The organism is Lysinibacillus sp. FSL H8-0500 (assembly GCF_038051955.1).
In the GTDB taxonomy this organism is placed as follows: Bacteria; Bacillota; Bacilli; order Bacillales_A; family Planococcaceae; genus Lysinibacillus; species Lysinibacillus macroides.
On sequence record NZ_CP150292.1, the window covers coordinates 650,689 to 665,193 of the forward strand.

Consider the following 14,505-nt stretch of genomic DNA (forward strand, 5'->3'; position numbering starts at 1 on the left):
TTATGTTGACACCCCACGTTTGTGGGTATTATAATAAAATCAAGATAAACAAATATATCAAATAAAGTTTATCACAGTTGGTCATTGTATATAGTCAACGGTAATTAACTTTAATATATGTATATCGGCAATTGAATAGAAGGGAATGATTCTATATATCATCATAGGTCAGAGCAATAGCTAGAGGTTTCTTACAAAATTTCGAAAAGGGTAGACAAGTAGGTTTGATAATTTTCTGAAAATTGACAAGAAGCTGTTGTGATTAATTACAGAATGTAGTGTTGAGGAGGGATGAATAGATGAAAAAGCGGCAACTGACGCCTCAAGGTAAAAGAATTATTAAACGTCTAGTAGATTTAGGCAAAACACAAGTATGGCTTTGTAAGCAAGTGGGCACAAGTAAGATGTATATGAATTTTATTTTACATGGTGAGCGCAGTGGCGAAAAATATTTACCGAAAATCTATGAAGTGCTCAACTTAGAAGAGGATGAGCATCAATCCGCATAAAGATTGATGAAGGGAATGTAGTAAAATAAAATCACTAATTTGTAAGTTCTCACAATCCAACTTTTAACGCTGGGCATTAGTAAAGAAAAAGGAGGAAGATACTACTAAATTCAACTACATGGACTAACTTCAAAGTTATAGTAGTAAACAAAGCATGAAGCTATTAAGAAAGATCTTATTGACAATACTACCTGTTATTTTGATTGTTTTCGTAATAATTTTAGGTATCAATATTATGCAATCAAATCGCTCGGCTGTAAATTCGGCAACTGACCATGCACAAAAGCTTATACAAGCAGAAGGTTTAAAGTATGCAAGTGAATTAGAAGGTACATTTAATTACACACTAGATATCACACATACACTAGGCTCTAATTTGAAAACAATGGTAGAGGAAGGAAAAGGCGATCGTGATTTGGTTAATGCGATGCTAAAACAAATTCTCTCAGAAAATGATAATTTCCTTGCTGTTTGGACAATTTGGGAGCCGAATGTTTTTGATAAAATGGATAATTATTACATAAATAAGTTAGGTCATGATGGAACAGGACGTTTTATTCCAACCTGGTCTCGCGATAATAACGGCACTCTTAAATTAAATCCTTTAGTTGGGTATGATCAAGAAGGAGAAGGTGATTATTACTTACTGGCTAAAAACAGCGGCAAAGAAACGATTTTAGAGCCTTACTATTATGAAATAAACGGTCAAGAGATTTTAATGACAACTCTCACTACACCAATTAAGGTCAATGGTAAATTTGTAGGTGCTGTGGGTGTGGATATTTCTTTAGAGACGCTACAAAAATTAAATGAGGCTGTGAAACTTTTTGAGAGTGGCTTTGGTACAATTATTACAGGTAATGAAACGATCATTGCTCACCCTAATAAGAAAATTGTCAATACGCCACTAACTGAGTCGATCAAGCTAAAAAATATAGATAAAATTCAACAAGCCGTTCAAACTGGCGAAAGTGTGTTTATAGAAGATATCTCTATGACATTACAAGAGCTTACTTACATGTATGTTAGCCCCATACATATCGGTTTGGATGAGACATGGTCTATCGTGGTAGTTGTACCTAAAAAAGAAGTAACCGCTCAGGCTTCTGAAGCGATGTGGGCATCAATTATTGTAGCGATCCTTGGTATAATTATTATTACTATTAGTATATTTTTAGTGATGCGTAGCGTTATTCGTCCAATTATTTCAACTATTGTACAGGTAAAAACGATTGCCTCAGGGGACTTAAATGTTGAATTATTGCAAGTGAGGTCAAATGACGAAATTGGTGAGCTTGCATTTGCGATGAATGAAATGACAGACAATATGAGGAAGCTTATTATCGAAGCACATACTATTTCAGAACAAGTAAATACCTATAGTGAAGAGCTGATGTCCTCAACGCAAGATATTAGCAATGGTATCGAGCAGGTGTTAACAACAACAAGTGAGCTGACGGTAGGTGCAACACAGCAAGCTGAATATGCTAGTTCCACGATGACGATTACACGGGAAGTAAGTAAAAGGATAAATGAAATTAATACTTTTATTGAAGAACTGACGAGCCGTTCTCAACAAACAGAGGAATCATCGAAGCAAGGAATGGTGAGTGCTGAGCAGTCTATTCTGGGGATGCAATCAATGGAGGAGCAAGTTGTAGCCACATCGAATGTTATTAATGCGCTCGGTGAGAAATCTGTTGAAATTAATCGTATTTTACAAGTAATTGATGCCATCGCCTCTCAAACCAATCTACTGGCTTTAAATGCGGCAATCGAGGCAGCTAGAGCTGGCGAGCATGGAAAGGGTTTTGCAGTGGTAGCGGATGAAGTAAAAAAGCTTGCGGAAGAATCCGCACAATCAACAAATCAAATTTCAGCAATTATTGATAATGTGCTGAATGAGTCGGCGATGGCTGGGCAATTTATGGGTGGGGTTGTACAAGAGGTGCAAAATAGCTCACAATTAATTGATGCCAATAAGCAGGCTTTAGATGAGATTGCACAACATATTTTAGCGATCGTCAAACAATTTAATTATATTACAAAAGCCTCGCAGCAAATTAATCATGATACATTTGGTGTTTTGCAGGCAATTGAAACGATTTCAGCGATTAGTCAGCAATCATCAGCAAGCTCTGAGGAATTACTAGCTACGATGGAGGAACAAACCGCCTCTGTTCAAGAGATTAATAGTATGGCTAAAACATTAGCTACAACATCTGAATCCTTACAATTTGCGTTAGCGAAGTTTAAATATTGATCGATTATTTAAAGAGTTTGTTTTGAATTACTAATAAGTGTTGTAATAAAAATATAGAATTTAATATTATGTTGAGATAAAGGCGCAAGAGGGAAGATTCTTTATTAACGCCGTGTAGACGCGAGACATGATAAACGCTTATATAAAAATATAGGCGTTTTTTATATTTTGGCTGATGAATGAAGGGGATTGAGCGATAATCGAGTAAAAGTGACTGTTAAAAATGCAATGGTTGTGATGGTCATTTTATAATAGGGAAAAGGGGGTGAAATAATGTTTGTGAAACAGCGAGAAAAGTCCTTTAAGCAATTAGTCTTAGAAGCACTTGATAGAAGATTGCCAAAGGATCATGCGAGGTACGAGTATTTTCAAGAAATGTTAAGGCGAGTAAGGGCTGGCTATGCAGGCGAACAGCACGTTGATAAAGTATGGCAGGAGATAAATCTACAACAGCCTTATATTTTACTACATGATGTGGAGTTTCAATCGATGTATCAAATGGATACTTTGCTTTTAACACAAAATTTTGTCTTAGTACTGGAAATTAAAAATATTGTGGGTCGTGTTGAGTATATGAAGGAAAAGCATCAATTTATTCGAATACACGCTGATGGGAAAGTAGAGGGCTTTCGCAATCCTTTTGATCAGGTGAAGCGACATGCTCGATTTTTAAGCAAATTTTTATATGAGCGTGGCTATGTAATGCCGATTAAGTATTTAGTTGTGGCGGCAAATCCGAATATGATTATGTCAGTAAGTTTATCCTCGCAGCCTATTTTACATGTAAGTGGTCTTGTTGAAAGAATTGAGCGATTGCTAAAGCAGCATCAAACGATTTATATAGACAAAGAGGAATTAAGTGAGCTCTGTACCTATATGTTACAACATCATAAGCCTTCACAATGGAATTCTACTATTTCGCGAAATGAATTGCGAAAAGGAGCGTTATGTTCGCATTGTAGCTTTGCATATGTTGTGAGCTACATGTATGGTAGATGGAGATGCACGCATTGTCATAAAGTGGATGAACAAGCATTTTGGCATGCTTTGCAAGATTATCGTTTATTAATAGGAGAGCAAATTTCGAAGGCTGAGTTTTGTGATTTTTTTAATATGTCCTCTGAAAGGGCAGCTTACTATCTTTTAAAAAAGTTAAAATTTAAAGCGGTTGGTCAAAATAAAAATCGGAAATATATTATACGTGCAAAGTAATAAGTGACAAAACTATCGAGCGGTCAGATAGTTTTGTTGATAATTTTCAAAAGTTGGTCGATAAAATGCTAAGTTTGATTAATAAACACAAAATTTTAGTCAATAAAAAAGCCTCACTTGCTAAGAAGTGAGACTCTTTGATGTTAAACGAGTAAGCCAAATAGTTGGATATCGTTGTTAACTTCTTTGTATTTGAAGCCGAATTCGTCCATTCGTGCGAGTAAGCCTTCGTACTCATCACGATTGCCAAGTTCGATGCCGACAAGGGCAGGACCACTTTCTTTATTATTTTTCTTGGTATACTCAAACGTTGTAATATCATCGTTTGGCCCAAGCACACTTGTTAGGAATTGGCGAAGCGCTCCTGCACGCTGAGGGAAGCTGACAATAAAGTAATACAGCAAGCCTTCATGAATTAAAGACTTTTCTTTAATTTCCTGCATACGACCAATATCATTATTACCACCACTAATGATGACAACGACAGACTTGCCTTTAATTTCTTCTTTATAAAAATCCAGTGCTGCCACTGATAATGCCCCAGCAGGCTCCGCAATAATCGCATGTTTATTATATAAATCTAAAATTGTTGTACAAACTTTTCCTTCAGGCACAAGCACAATATCGTCTAAATAACGACGACAAACATTGTATGTGTGGTGACCAACACATTTTACGGCAGCCCCATCCACAAATTTATCAATCCAATCCAGCGCTACTGCGCCACCCTCGGCAAAGGCAGCCTTCATACTGCCAGCACCAGCAGGTTCCGCACCAATAATTTTACTAGTAGGGGAAAGGTTTTTTACATAGGCAGAAACACCAGACATTAAGCCACCGCCACCAATACTGCCAAATACATAGTCGATTGGCTCCTCCATATCATTCATAATTTCTACGGCTACGGTGCCTTGACCCGCAATAACATCGAAATCATCAAATGGGTGAATAAAGATTTTACCATGCTCATCACAATAGCTTTGTGCACTTTCAGCAGAGTCATCGAATGTATCACCTGCTAAAATAATTTCCACATACTCACGGCCAAACATTCGTACTTGATCTATTTTTTGCTTAGGTGTTGTTTGAGGCATAAAAATACTAGCTTGAATTTTTAATTGGGCACAGGCATATGCTACGCCCTGTGCATGGTTGCCTGCACTTGCGCACACAACGCCAACCTTACGTGCCTCATCCTCAATTTTTTTAATTTTATAATAGGCTCCACGAAGCTTAAAGGAGCGGACATGCTGTAAATCCTCGCGTTTAAAATAAATACTAGCTCCGTATTTCTCGGATAAATAGTCGTTTTTTTGTAGTGGTGTATGTACAACTACATCTTTTAAAAAATGATGTGCAATCAGGACATTCTCTACTTGCACGGTTTTCGTATCAGCAACTTCCATAATATTCATCCTCCGTTATACGTTTAAAACATTTATCTATGATAGCATATTTTATTAACTTTTTGGCATTAATTTTTAGTAAATTCTAAATTTTCCGTGTCTATTTTGTGATGTAAGCGATTTCTCAAAAAAATCTCATAACAAGTAGGGTCAAGCATATACTAGACTAGCGATAGGAGGGTGACTGTTGGAGGTTATTCAAGGGATTTTATCTACATATAAGCAATTTTTCGATTGGGCGATGTGGCAGGAGGTGCTAACAGACCCTGTATCCTGGGGGCTGATTTCCTCCTTGATTCTTATCGAAGGCCTGCTGTCAGCAGATAATGCACTAGTCCTAGCAGTTCTTGTCAAACATTTGCCAGATAAACAACGGAAACGAGCATTAATGTATGGTATGTTAGGCGCCTACTTTTTTAGGTTTTTATTTATAGGGATCGGTGTATATCTCGTAGAATTTTGGTTTATTAAAGTGCTAGGTGCTTTATATTTAGGATGGCTTTGTATCGCTCATTTTCTTCAAATGGGGCAGGAGGATCAGATGAAGGAGATGAAGAAATCAGGGCTGATGGTACGCATTTTCGGGACATTTTGGGCAACAGTTATATCAGTAGAGCTGATGGATATTGCCTTTTCGATAGACTCTATATTTGCAGCTTTTGCAGTATCTAATCAAGTGTGGGTGCTGTTAATAGGTGGGATGCTAGGTATTTTAATGATGAGAACCATTGCGGGTGTATTTTTATTGATTATTGAAAAAATTCCTGAGCTTGAAGCAACTGCCTTTATTATTATTGGCGTTATTGGCTTAAAAATGCTAGTGAGCGTTATAGGTATCCAAGTGCCACACTATTTATTTTTCCTGTTTTTATTAATTACTTTTTCGATTACATTCGTTGTTCATATTATGAATAGAATAAAAGCTGCCTAAAGAAAAAGGTTCCGTTCTCAAGTATAGTGAGAACAGAACCATTTTTTATTTTGCATATTTATCAGGGTCTATAATATAGAACTTTTCAACATTCAGCCAGCTTTCACTCATTGGTGCACCATCGTCAATACGTTTTTCAGTTTCTTGCATCATCCAGCCTGTTTGTGAGGCATGTGCTTGTAATGCTTTGACTTTGTCCATCTTCATTTCATGAATATCATAGACAATATGTGGCTCACCATTTTTTTCAATGGTATCATTAGCAAATGCACAGCCTAATATTTGCGGGCGAGCAGCTTGTGGCATACGGCGTACAGCCTCAACGACAGCGCGTGCCGTTGCTTCATGATCAGGGTGAACAGCAAAGCCTGGTAAAAACGTAAAGATAAGTGATGGAGTAAGTTCCTCAATCAATCCTTCCACGAGCTTTACCATTTTTTCATCGTCTTCAAATTCAATTGTTTTATCTCGCAAACCAAGCATACGTAAGTCTTGAATACCCATAGCTTCTACAGCCGCCACCAATTCTTTGCGGCGAATTTCTGGCAAGGATTCGCGTGTGGCGAACGGTGGATTTCCTAAATTACGCCCCATCTCGCCTAATGTTAAACAGGCATATGTAACAGGTGTATTCATTTTCTTTGTATAGTAGGCGATTGTTCCAGCAATTGAAAAAGCCTCATCATCTGGGTGAGGGTAAACAATTAAAATATGACGTTGTGGTTGTAAATCCAAAATAGTCATCCCCCTTAATAAGAAAATGGCGTTTCGCTAATTTCAAGCGCAATAGCCAATTTTCCAGTATAATCTAGTCCAGCCATTAATAAACGGCCTAAATCATCTAATTCATAGTGTGTAATACCTTGTGCATAGACCCAACCATGCGGTAATTTTAAACCAACACGGTGGGGGGCATTGTCTACAACTTTAGCAAGCTCATAATTAATCTTAACATTACGAATAAAGGCACCTGCGTTAAAGAATTGTTCATCGTAGTGTGCTGCGTAAGAACCGTTTGTTGTCTCGAGATGAATATAAACGTCTTTGTTGGCAAAAGAATTTAATAATTCCTGCAACGTTTCTACTTGTACTTCTTGCATCCTAACACTCCTCTCGGTTATTTATACTTTTAAGTATAGTAAAAAAAATTCATAAAGGGAAATTGATTGCTTTTATGATGACAAATTAATTACTTGTGTAAAATTAATCGTCATCTATATATCTATGATCTATGTGTAAGCAATATTCTTGAAAAAATTATTGTAATGTATCAATATAAAGGATGTGAAAGCAGTTTGTCTAAAAATGGTTTCACATCTGACAAGGTATTACAACTGTAATTGCTCCCTTATTTGCATAAGTAGACAGCTTCAGCGGTTGAAGGGATTTAGAAAATGACTTCTATCTTGGTACAATAGATGACATTCCTTCAACAGGCTATGAGATGCAGCTATGAAAAGGGGAGAACAATAACCTGATGATTATTGGATAGCAAAAAACGAGATTCCCTATTATGACGGAGAGTCTCGTTTTTTTTGTAAGTCTATGTATCTGTTAGAAACGATAAAGCTTTCGTTCAATTGTATCTAAGCGATTGTTGACGCTTTGTAGCTGCTTATACATTTCTTGGATGTAAAAACTTTGATCTTGTGTTTCAGCTGTTTTACTTTGTGCTAATTCCTCCTCTTCTTGTAATGCTAATATTGTGGCGAGGGTGGATAATGAATAGCCAAAGGTTAAAACAATGGAAGCAATGACTTCTACTTTTGCGGAAGTAATGTCTCCGGCTAGTAAACCGGATTCTTCGATTAAGTCCTCTAACTTGTGTTTTTTCATCTTTTCCCCTCCCGTATATAGCTAATATATGGGATAGACAGGTTTAACGTATCTTGTCCGTTTTTTAATCTTCTAAAAAGGCATCTGGTGGATCAGATGCCTGCTGTTCTTAAATTTCAGTTACGGTTACTGGTGGGGCACCAAAGCGAGATTTTGCTCCATGCATAACAGGTCCAACGTAGTCATTAAGCGCCCAGCCATGTGTAATGGCAGCAGAAACAAATTCTTTTGCCTCAACAACGGCCTCCATCACTGAAAGACCATTTGCAAGGTTTGCCGTTACAGAAGCGGCAAATGTACAACCAGCCCCGTGATTATAAGTAGAGGCAACTTTCTCAGATTCTAATAAATAGAATTTTTCCCCATCAAAGAAAAGGTCTGTTGCTTTTTCAGTTGCTAACGCTTTACCACCTTTAATAACAACAGCTTTAGCGCCTAGTTCATGAATTTTATGGGCTGCTGCTTTCATCTCGTCAATTGTTTTAGGCGTACCTGTACCTGCTAATTGTCCAGCTTCAAAAAGATTAGGTGTTGTGACAGCCGCCAATGGTAATAGGTATTGTACCATAGCATCTGTATTACCAGGATTTAGTACTTCATCGTCCCCTTTACATATCATCACAGGATCAATCACAACCTTTGTAGTACCTGATTTGGCAATTGCTTCTCCAGCAATACGAATAATTTCCTCTGTTGAGAGCATCCCTGTTTTAATGGCATCGATGCCTGTGGAAAGGGCTGTAGCAATTTGCTGCTGTAAAAGTTCAGTTGGTAATGGCGTAACATTATGTGTCCAGCCGTTAGGGTCCATTGTAACAACAACGGTTAAAGCCACCATCCCGTATGTACCATGTTCCTGAAATGTTTTAAGGTCAGCCTGCATCCCTGCGCCACCTGATGTGTCTGAACCAGCAATCGTTAATGTCTTTTTAAGAGCCATATATAAAATCTCCTTTATAGTTAAAAATTATCCTCTAGTATAAGCTGATTCTGATTCTATAAAAATAGTCAGAATATAATATTTTTATAAGGTCAGTTTAAGCTAATGCTTGAATTCATCTTTATTTTTTTGTACCGTTGTAAGAAAAGAAGGGGGCTAAAAATATGAAGCAAATTTTCCCGAACGATTGGCAAACAATACTGGCAGAAGAGCTAGAAAAACCATACTATCAAAAACTACGTCAATTTGTTGCACATGAATATTCAACACAAACTATTTATCCACCAATGAATGATGTGATGAATGCATTTTATACAACAGCTTATCAGGATGTAAAAGTTGTTATTTTAGGACAAGATCCCTACCATGGTCCAAATCAAGCGCATGGCTTAAGTTTTTCCGTTAAGCCCGGTGTCCCTCATCCACCTAGCCTACGAAATATGTTACAAGAGCTACGGGATGATGTAGGCTGTTCAATTCCTCAGCATGGCACATTAACAAAATGGGCAGAGCAAGGGGTGATGCTCTTAAACACGGTGCTTACTGTTCGAGCAGGACAAGCTAACTCTCATAAAGAGCAGGGCTGGGAGCAATTTACGGATGCCGTTATTGATAAATTAGCAGCGAGAGAGGAACCTCTGATTTTTGTCTTGTGGGGAAGACCTGCACAACGCAAAAAGCCATTAATTCGTCAACATCCAACACCACATGTCATATTAGAAGCACCACACCCAAGTCCACTAAGTGCCCACCGTGGATTCTTTGGCAGTAAGCCATACTCAAAAATTAATGAGCAGTTAGCGGCATGGAGTAAGCAGCCGATTGATTGGTGTTTAGCTTAGATTGGCACAAATCGTTTACTTTATACATGATAGAAAGCGTGATACAGTTATGATAGAAGAAAGCGAGGGACGACGATGAAGGTAAACTGTTTCAAATGTCAGTTTTTTAAGGTAACATGGGATCCTCAAAATCCACGTTCTTGTACCGCATATGGCTTTAAAACAAAGCAGATGCCATCTGTTGTCGTTAAGCAATCCTCTGGTATGGACTGTTTGAAATTTGTACCAAAAGCAGAAAGTGGGAGAATGTAATGATTCCTTATCAAGCCGTGATCCAGCAACTTGAAAAACAATTAGCGAGTGCCAAAAATGCAGCGACTGATCAGCAAATTCGTGAGGCACTCATAGCTATACGGGCCTTATGTGATGTAGTGTTAGATTCGCCAAGTGATCCAGCACCTATTACACCACCTAAACATTTACCACAAATGCTTGTGTCAGAGACAAAGCCATCAAGCTTATACACATCAAAAATTGAAGAGGATGGCGCAAACGGTGATTCCATTTTTGATTTTTAAGCTATATAAAGGTAGGGTAACGAAAAAATGAAAAAGTTTATCGTGACAGGTGCTCTTCATGGCCTCTTAGCAGTAGCATTTGGTGCATTTGGTGCACATGCATTAAAGGAAGTTTTAGACGATTATAGTCAAGGCATTTGGGAAACAGCTGTTCAGTATCAAATGTTTCATGCTACTGGCTTATTAGTGATTGGCATATTAATGAGCTGGAAACTGTTAGGTGAAGTTAAACAATTAAATATAGCTGGTATTTTCTTTAATTTGGGCATTGTTTTCTTTTCCGGCAGCCTATATGTATTAGCGATTAGTGGCATTAAGGTGCTAGGTGCGATTACACCAATTGGTGGTGTGTTGTTTTTAGCAGGCTGGGTACTAATAATAGTAGCTGCTTTAAAGCATGCTCGGTAATCGTAGATGAAAACTCTCTTACATTGTGATGTAAGGGGGTTTTATTCTTTTTAAAAGAATTGTAGTACACTAGTATTACTTGAAATATTTCGAAAATACAAAAAGTGAGGTTACGAAGCATGGAGAAGTTATTTGCCTTGATTGATAAAAACTATGATGAGATGGTGAAGATGCGTCGTCATTTACATGAATATCCTGAATTATCCTTTGAAGAAGTAGAGACCCCTGCCTATATCGCGGCATTCCATAGAGAATTAGGTCATGAGGTGCGTGAGCATGTAGGAGGACGTGGAGTTGTGGCTGTATTACAGGGTAGAAAACCAGGGAAAACGGTAGCATTACGAGCTGATTTTGATGCTTTGGCGATACAGGAGGAAAATGATATACCCTATAAGTCAAAGGTAGCTGGAAAAATGCATGCCTGTGGACATGATGGTCATACAGCAACATTGCTAGGGTTAGCAAAGGCATTAAATGCCATGAAGGATGAAATCGCAGGAAAGATAGTGTTTATTCATCAGCATGCCGAAGAATTAGCGCCAGGGGGAGCCAAGCCAATGATAGAGGATGGCTGCTTAGATGGCGTAGATGTTATTTTTGGTACACATTTATGGGCTCCTACGCCATTAGGAGAAATTTTAGTAAGAGAAGGAGCTATTATGGCTGCTGCTGATAAAGTGGAAATTACAATTCATGGAAAGGGCGGTCATGGCGCAGAGCCCCACCATTCTATTGATGCTGTTGCTCTTGCGTCACAATTTGTAGTAAATGCACAGCAGCTTATTTCACGACGTATTGATCCTTTAAAGTCGGCTGTATTAACAATCGGTCATTTTGAGGCTATTAATCCCTTTAATGTCATTGCTGAGCGTGTTGTTTTGGCAGGGACCATCCGCACCTTTGAGGAGGAGGTACGCACACAACTAGAGCAAGAGCTAGAGGCTGTATTGCATGCCTCTTGTTTAGCATTTGGTGCAAGCTATGATTATCGTTATACACGCGGCTATCCTCCTGTCTATAATCATCCAAAGGAAACAGCATTTATAGCACAGCTCGCATCAACTGTTCCAGACGTAGAGCAAGTGAAAACATGTCCACCATTTATGGTAGGCGAAGACTTTGCTTATTATTTGGAAAAAGTACCAGGCACATTTTTTATGACGGGGGCAAAAAAGCCAGAATGGGAAACAGCATTTCCCCATCATCATGCACGCTTTGATTTTGATGAACGTGCTATGCTTATAGCTGCTAAAACGCTAGGCAAAGCGACAGTAACCTATTTAAATAATCAGGAATAATTAAAACCCTCCTACGCTTTCGGTTAGGCATAGGAGGGTTCTTTACTGTCACGGATTAAGATGGATTTTGATTAAAATAAGCCATTTCCTCATCATATTCAGCAAAGTCGAAATAAATCATAGGGAATAGAAAACGATGATTTGATTTAAGCTCACGAATAATAACATGATCTCGACCAGCAGCCTCTACTACCCCACGCACTGTTTTTGTGCTTTTGCCTTGCTCCACCGCATTTTCAAAGGAAAAATGGAAGGTAGCAGGCTTTCCACGATTCAAGCGTAAAATATTTTCTATATAGGATTCCTCACGGCCAGGTGGTCGCCCGCTAGGAATCGTTACCGGAGGAGGAGTCATTTGCTGTTGTGTTGTTGGTGTCCAATAATAAGGCATCATTAATCATCAACCTACTTTCTTTTTAAATTTGAGGACAATCTTGTTCAGTTGGCGAGAAAAAGCAATGAGATTTGAATCTGCCTGTATTCCATTGCCCGTACCATTGTGCGGGACAGTCACCTGCTGGCATAAAGAACCATAAGGAACGAGTAGCAGGATGGAATCTTTCTCCTTGAATCACCCTTTTTGCTAAGCGTATATCTTGTTCACGCGCTCGTTGATAAAAATAACTCTTTTGTGTGGCTTCAAAGCCTCCAGGACGCTGATAAACCATCTGCTCAATTGTTCGAATATCCCCGAAGTCTAAACAATCCCCTCGTACGCGATTTACACCAACATTTCCAACCATCAGCATGCCCAGCTCACCTTCGCCCTCTGCTTCGGCGCGCATAAGCCTTGCTAATAAGGCTGTTTGTGCATCATTTGTCTTAATAACAGCGATTTTCATACCTCCTCGCAGTCAGTATATGCAGGTAGGTATTGTAGACATGTTCGATTTTATGAAGAAAGCCGTTCACATTTCAAATATACTTCGCATATAGTAGTAATAACAAAAATGTACGGAAAGCTATAATTTTTATGAAAATGGGGTAAATAGAAAACAGATAGAAATAGGGGAATATGAGATCAATGAATTGCATGTGTATTCATTACATGTGAGGTGATGTCTTTATGGAAACTGGGGTTTGGTTTGGTATTTTATTAAGCGCGGTACTGGCCTTTTTGTTTGGTAATTTTTATGGACAGCCGCTTCATTGGTATCTCTTTATTTTAATTCTCGTTGTTGGTCTTTTTATTCAAACGATTATTTTGATTTTAAAAGTAAAGGATGAAAGCTCATAAGAAGGTGTCATCATAAAATGGTGGCACTTTCTTTTTTATGTATCCGTATATAAATAATGTATCAAGCCATACTAAAGTTAAATTATGTATGAAGGAGCATCACAATGCGTTTTTTTAGTATGGTTATAGCAATTATTATTAGCGCGTTTTTGGCAGTTGGGATAGCCGAATACTATCATCAGCCATATGATTGGTATTTAATTTTTCTAATGATGCTGTTTGGATTTTTTGTTCATGTTATTATTTTGATATTGGAAACTGAAAATAGTGAGGAAAATGAATACTAAAAATGCGAGTCCACCGAGGGGCTCGCATTTTATTTTGAGTATTAAACTGTTAAGAATTTAACCAATTTATCATTATCAAGTAGGTTGCCGACGAAGAATTCACCAAACTCACCATAGCGAGCGGAAACCTCATCAAAGCGCATTTCATATACTAGTTTTTTGAACTGTAGCACATCATCAGCAAATAATGTTACGCCCCATTCATGGTCATCAAAACCAACAGAGCCAGTGATAATTTGCTTTACTTTACCAGCATAGCCGCGACCAATCATTCCATGAGAACGCATTAATGATTTACGCTCATCCATTGATAGCATGTACCAGTTATCGTTCCCCTGACGGCGTTTATCCATTGGATAGAAGCATACATATTTAGCACGTGGAAGCTCTGGATATAGACGCGCACGTACATGTGGGTTTTGGTATGGATCTTCATTTGATTCGCCTGCTAAATAGTTGGAAAGCTCGACAACAGATACATAAGAGTATGTAGGAATTGTAAAATCAGCAATAGCCAATTTATTGAATTCTGCTTCTAGCTCTTGTAGCTCATCCATTGTTTCACGCAATGTCATAATCATAAAGTCAGCTTTTTGACCAACGATTGCATAAAAAGCATGAGCACCTGTTTTAGCGATGTCTGCTTCGTTCAATTTTTCTAAATAAGTAATAAATTCCTCAACTGCTGCTTGACGTTCCTCTGCAGAAACAAGTTTCCAAGAAGCCCAGTCGATTGAGCGGAAATCATGTAAAGCGTACCAACCATCTAACGTAATTGCTGCTTCATTCATTATTGAAAACACTCCTTTATAAGTGAA

General features: G+C 38.1%; 19 protein-coding genes. 11 read left to right on the top strand and 8 right to left on the bottom strand.

All coding sequences use genetic code 11. From position 1 onward, the window contains the following. The first annotated feature begins 299 nt into the window (after positions 1 to 299). From MHB44_RS03020 to MHB44_RS03030, 3 genes are all read left to right on the top strand, one after another. Positions 300 to 509 carry a transcriptional regulator gene (locus MHB44_RS03020; RefSeq protein ID WP_341301540.1) on the top strand — a complete coding sequence of 70 codons (210 nt, stop codon included), beginning with the start codon at positions 300 to 302 and terminating at the stop codon, positions 507 to 509. Between the two features lie 154 nt (positions 510 to 663). Beyond that, positions 664 to 2,772: a methyl-accepting chemotaxis protein gene (locus MHB44_RS03025; protein ID WP_341301541.1), complete on the top strand. Its 2,109-nt coding sequence runs from the start codon at positions 664 to 666 to the stop codon at positions 2,770 to 2,772. A 273-nt stretch (positions 2,773 to 3,045) separates the two neighbouring features. Further along, on the top strand, positions 3,046 to 3,984 hold the full coding sequence (locus tag MHB44_RS03030) for a nuclease-related domain-containing protein (protein WP_341301542.1): 939 nt from the start codon (positions 3,046 to 3,048) through the stop codon (positions 3,982 to 3,984). Positions 3,985 to 4,127: 143 nt separating this feature from the next. Here MHB44_RS03030 and ilvA read toward each other — a convergent pair whose 3' ends face one another. Then, on the bottom strand, positions 4,128 to 5,390 hold the full coding sequence (gene ilvA / locus MHB44_RS03035; RefSeq protein ID WP_341301543.1) for a threonine ammonia-lyase IlvA: 1,263 nt from the start codon (positions 5,388 to 5,390) through the stop codon (positions 4,128 to 4,130). Positions 5,391 to 5,577: 187 nt separating this feature from the next. On the opposite strand from ilvA, the gene MHB44_RS03040 reads away from it, so the two are divergent. Then, positions 5,578 to 6,321, top strand: a complete 744-nt coding sequence (locus MHB44_RS03040) for a TerC family protein (RefSeq protein WP_341301544.1) — start codon at positions 5,578 to 5,580, stop codon at positions 6,319 to 6,321. Between the two features lie 45 nt (positions 6,322 to 6,366). On the opposite strand, the gene bshB2 is transcribed toward MHB44_RS03040, so the two are convergent. The 4 genes from bshB2 to thiD form a co-directional block, all read right to left on the bottom strand. After that, complete coding sequence (bshB2, locus tag MHB44_RS03045; RefSeq protein ID WP_341301545.1) at positions 6,367 to 7,056, bottom strand: bacillithiol biosynthesis deacetylase BshB2; 690 nt, start codon at positions 7,054 to 7,056, stop codon at positions 6,367 to 6,369. A 14-nt stretch (positions 7,057 to 7,070) separates the two neighbouring features. Further along, positions 7,071 to 7,421, bottom strand: coding sequence for a YojF family protein (locus MHB44_RS03050; RefSeq protein WP_053993182.1), 351 nt, complete (start codon positions 7,419 to 7,421; stop codon positions 7,071 to 7,073). Between the two features lie 454 nt (positions 7,422 to 7,875). Continuing rightward, on the bottom strand, positions 7,876 to 8,157 hold the full coding sequence (locus MHB44_RS03055) for a hypothetical protein (protein WP_341301546.1): 282 nt from the start codon (positions 8,155 to 8,157) through the stop codon (positions 7,876 to 7,878). A 109-nt stretch (positions 8,158 to 8,266) separates the two neighbouring features. Next, positions 8,267 to 9,097, bottom strand: a complete 831-nt coding sequence (gene thiD, locus MHB44_RS03060; RefSeq protein WP_341301547.1) for a bifunctional hydroxymethylpyrimidine kinase/phosphomethylpyrimidine kinase — start codon at positions 9,095 to 9,097, stop codon at positions 8,267 to 8,269. A gap of 164 nt (positions 9,098 to 9,261) precedes the next feature. On the opposite strand from thiD, the gene MHB44_RS03065 reads away from it, so the two are divergent. From MHB44_RS03065 to MHB44_RS03085, 5 genes are all read left to right on the top strand, one after another. After that, the gene (locus tag MHB44_RS03065; RefSeq protein ID WP_341301548.1) at positions 9,262 to 9,939 is read left to right on the top strand and encodes a uracil-DNA glycosylase; all 678 of its coding nucleotides are present in this window, start codon (positions 9,262 to 9,264) and stop codon (positions 9,937 to 9,939) included. A 75-nt stretch (positions 9,940 to 10,014) separates the two neighbouring features. Continuing rightward, positions 10,015 to 10,191: a hypothetical protein gene (locus MHB44_RS03070; protein ID WP_053993178.1), complete on the top strand. Its 177-nt coding sequence runs from the start codon at positions 10,015 to 10,017 to the stop codon at positions 10,189 to 10,191. Beyond that, positions 10,191 to 10,457, top strand: a complete 267-nt coding sequence (locus tag MHB44_RS03075) for a YwdI family protein (RefSeq protein ID WP_341301549.1) — start codon at positions 10,191 to 10,193, stop codon at positions 10,455 to 10,457. The genes MHB44_RS03070 and MHB44_RS03075 overlap by 1 nt, the downstream gene beginning before the upstream one ends. Before the next feature lie 27 nt (positions 10,458 to 10,484). After that, a complete protein-coding gene (locus MHB44_RS03080) occupies positions 10,485 to 10,865 on the top strand; it encodes a DUF423 domain-containing protein (protein WP_341301550.1) in 381 nt (126 codons plus the stop codon). A 119-nt stretch (positions 10,866 to 10,984) separates the two neighbouring features. After that, the gene (locus tag MHB44_RS03085; RefSeq protein WP_341301551.1) at positions 10,985 to 12,163 is read left to right on the top strand and encodes an amidohydrolase; all 1,179 of its coding nucleotides are present in this window, start codon (positions 10,985 to 10,987) and stop codon (positions 12,161 to 12,163) included. Positions 12,164 to 12,218: 55 nt separating this feature from the next. On the opposite strand, the gene gerQ is transcribed toward MHB44_RS03085, so the two are convergent. Further along, a complete protein-coding gene (gene gerQ, locus MHB44_RS03090; RefSeq protein ID WP_053993174.1) occupies positions 12,219 to 12,557 on the bottom strand; it encodes a spore coat protein GerQ in 339 nt (112 codons plus the stop codon). 22 nt (positions 12,558 to 12,579) lie between these two features. After that, positions 12,580 to 13,005 (bottom strand): cell wall hydrolase, encoded by a 426-nt coding sequence (locus tag MHB44_RS03095; RefSeq protein WP_053993173.1) that lies wholly within the window; start codon positions 13,003 to 13,005, stop codon positions 12,580 to 12,582. Between the two features lie 224 nt (positions 13,006 to 13,229). Here MHB44_RS03095 and MHB44_RS03100 point away from each other — a divergent pair, with 224 nt between their 5' ends. Together MHB44_RS03100 and MHB44_RS03105 are read left to right on the top strand one after the other, a co-directional pair. Then, positions 13,230 to 13,400, top strand: a complete 171-nt coding sequence (locus tag MHB44_RS03100; RefSeq protein ID WP_341301552.1) for a hypothetical protein — start codon at positions 13,230 to 13,232, stop codon at positions 13,398 to 13,400. Positions 13,401 to 13,504: 104 nt separating this feature from the next. Then, positions 13,505 to 13,687, top strand: a complete 183-nt coding sequence (locus tag MHB44_RS03105) for a hypothetical protein (RefSeq protein WP_053993172.1) — start codon at positions 13,505 to 13,507, stop codon at positions 13,685 to 13,687. 41 nt (positions 13,688 to 13,728) lie between these two features. Here MHB44_RS03105 and hemQ read toward each other — a convergent pair whose 3' ends face one another. Beyond that, entirely contained in the window at positions 13,729 to 14,478 is a 750-nt protein-coding gene (gene hemQ, locus MHB44_RS03110; RefSeq protein ID WP_341301553.1) for a hydrogen peroxide-dependent heme synthase, read from the bottom strand. Between the last annotated feature and the right edge of the window lie 27 nt (positions 14,479 to 14,505).

What these genes read in the sequence shown, in the direction of transcription:
- MHB44_RS03055 (WP_341301546.1), bottom strand. Translation starts at nt 8,157, where the DNA reads ATGAAAAAACACAAGTTAGAGGACTTAATCGAAGAATCCGGTTTACTA.
- MHB44_RS03065 (WP_341301548.1), top strand. Translation starts at nt 9,262, where the DNA reads ATGAAGCAAATTTTCCCGAACGATTGGCAAACAATACTGGCAGAAGAG.
- MHB44_RS03070 (WP_053993178.1), top strand. Translation starts at nt 10,015, where the DNA reads ATGAAGGTAAACTGTTTCAAATGTCAGTTTTTTAAGGTAACATGGGAT.
- MHB44_RS03095 (WP_053993173.1), bottom strand. Translation starts at nt 13,005, where the DNA reads ATGAAAATCGCTGTTATTAAGACAAATGATGCACAAACAGCCTTATTA.
- MHB44_RS03025 (WP_341301541.1), top strand. Translation starts at nt 664, where the DNA reads ATGAAGCTATTAAGAAAGATCTTATTGACAATACTACCTGTTATTTTG.
- thiD (WP_341301547.1), bottom strand. Translation starts at nt 9,097, where the DNA reads ATGGCTCTTAAAAAGACATTAACGATTGCTGGTTCAGACACATCAGGT.
- MHB44_RS03085 (WP_341301551.1), top strand. Translation starts at nt 10,985, where the DNA reads ATGGAGAAGTTATTTGCCTTGATTGATAAAAACTATGATGAGATGGTG.
- MHB44_RS03050 (WP_053993182.1), bottom strand. Translation starts at nt 7,421, where the DNA reads ATGCAAGAAGTACAAGTAGAAACGTTGCAGGAATTATTAAATTCTTTT.
- MHB44_RS03020 (WP_341301540.1), top strand. Translation starts at nt 300, where the DNA reads ATGAAAAAGCGGCAACTGACGCCTCAAGGTAAAAGAATTATTAAACGT.
- MHB44_RS03100 (WP_341301552.1), top strand. Translation starts at nt 13,230, where the DNA reads ATGGAAACTGGGGTTTGGTTTGGTATTTTATTAAGCGCGGTACTGGCC.
- MHB44_RS03075 (WP_341301549.1), top strand. Translation starts at nt 10,191, where the DNA reads ATGATTCCTTATCAAGCCGTGATCCAGCAACTTGAAAAACAATTAGCG.
- gerQ (WP_053993174.1), bottom strand. Translation starts at nt 12,557, where the DNA reads ATGATGCCTTATTATTGGACACCAACAACACAACAGCAAATGACTCCT.
- MHB44_RS03030 (WP_341301542.1), top strand. Translation starts at nt 3,046, where the DNA reads ATGTTTGTGAAACAGCGAGAAAAGTCCTTTAAGCAATTAGTCTTAGAA.
- hemQ (WP_341301553.1), bottom strand. Translation starts at nt 14,478, where the DNA reads ATGAATGAAGCAGCAATTACGTTAGATGGTTGGTACGCTTTACATGAT.
- ilvA (WP_341301543.1), bottom strand. Translation starts at nt 5,390, where the DNA reads ATGGAAGTTGCTGATACGAAAACCGTGCAAGTAGAGAATGTCCTGATT.
- MHB44_RS03080 (WP_341301550.1), top strand. Translation starts at nt 10,485, where the DNA reads ATGAAAAAGTTTATCGTGACAGGTGCTCTTCATGGCCTCTTAGCAGTA.
- MHB44_RS03105 (WP_053993172.1), top strand. Translation starts at nt 13,505, where the DNA reads ATGCGTTTTTTTAGTATGGTTATAGCAATTATTATTAGCGCGTTTTTG.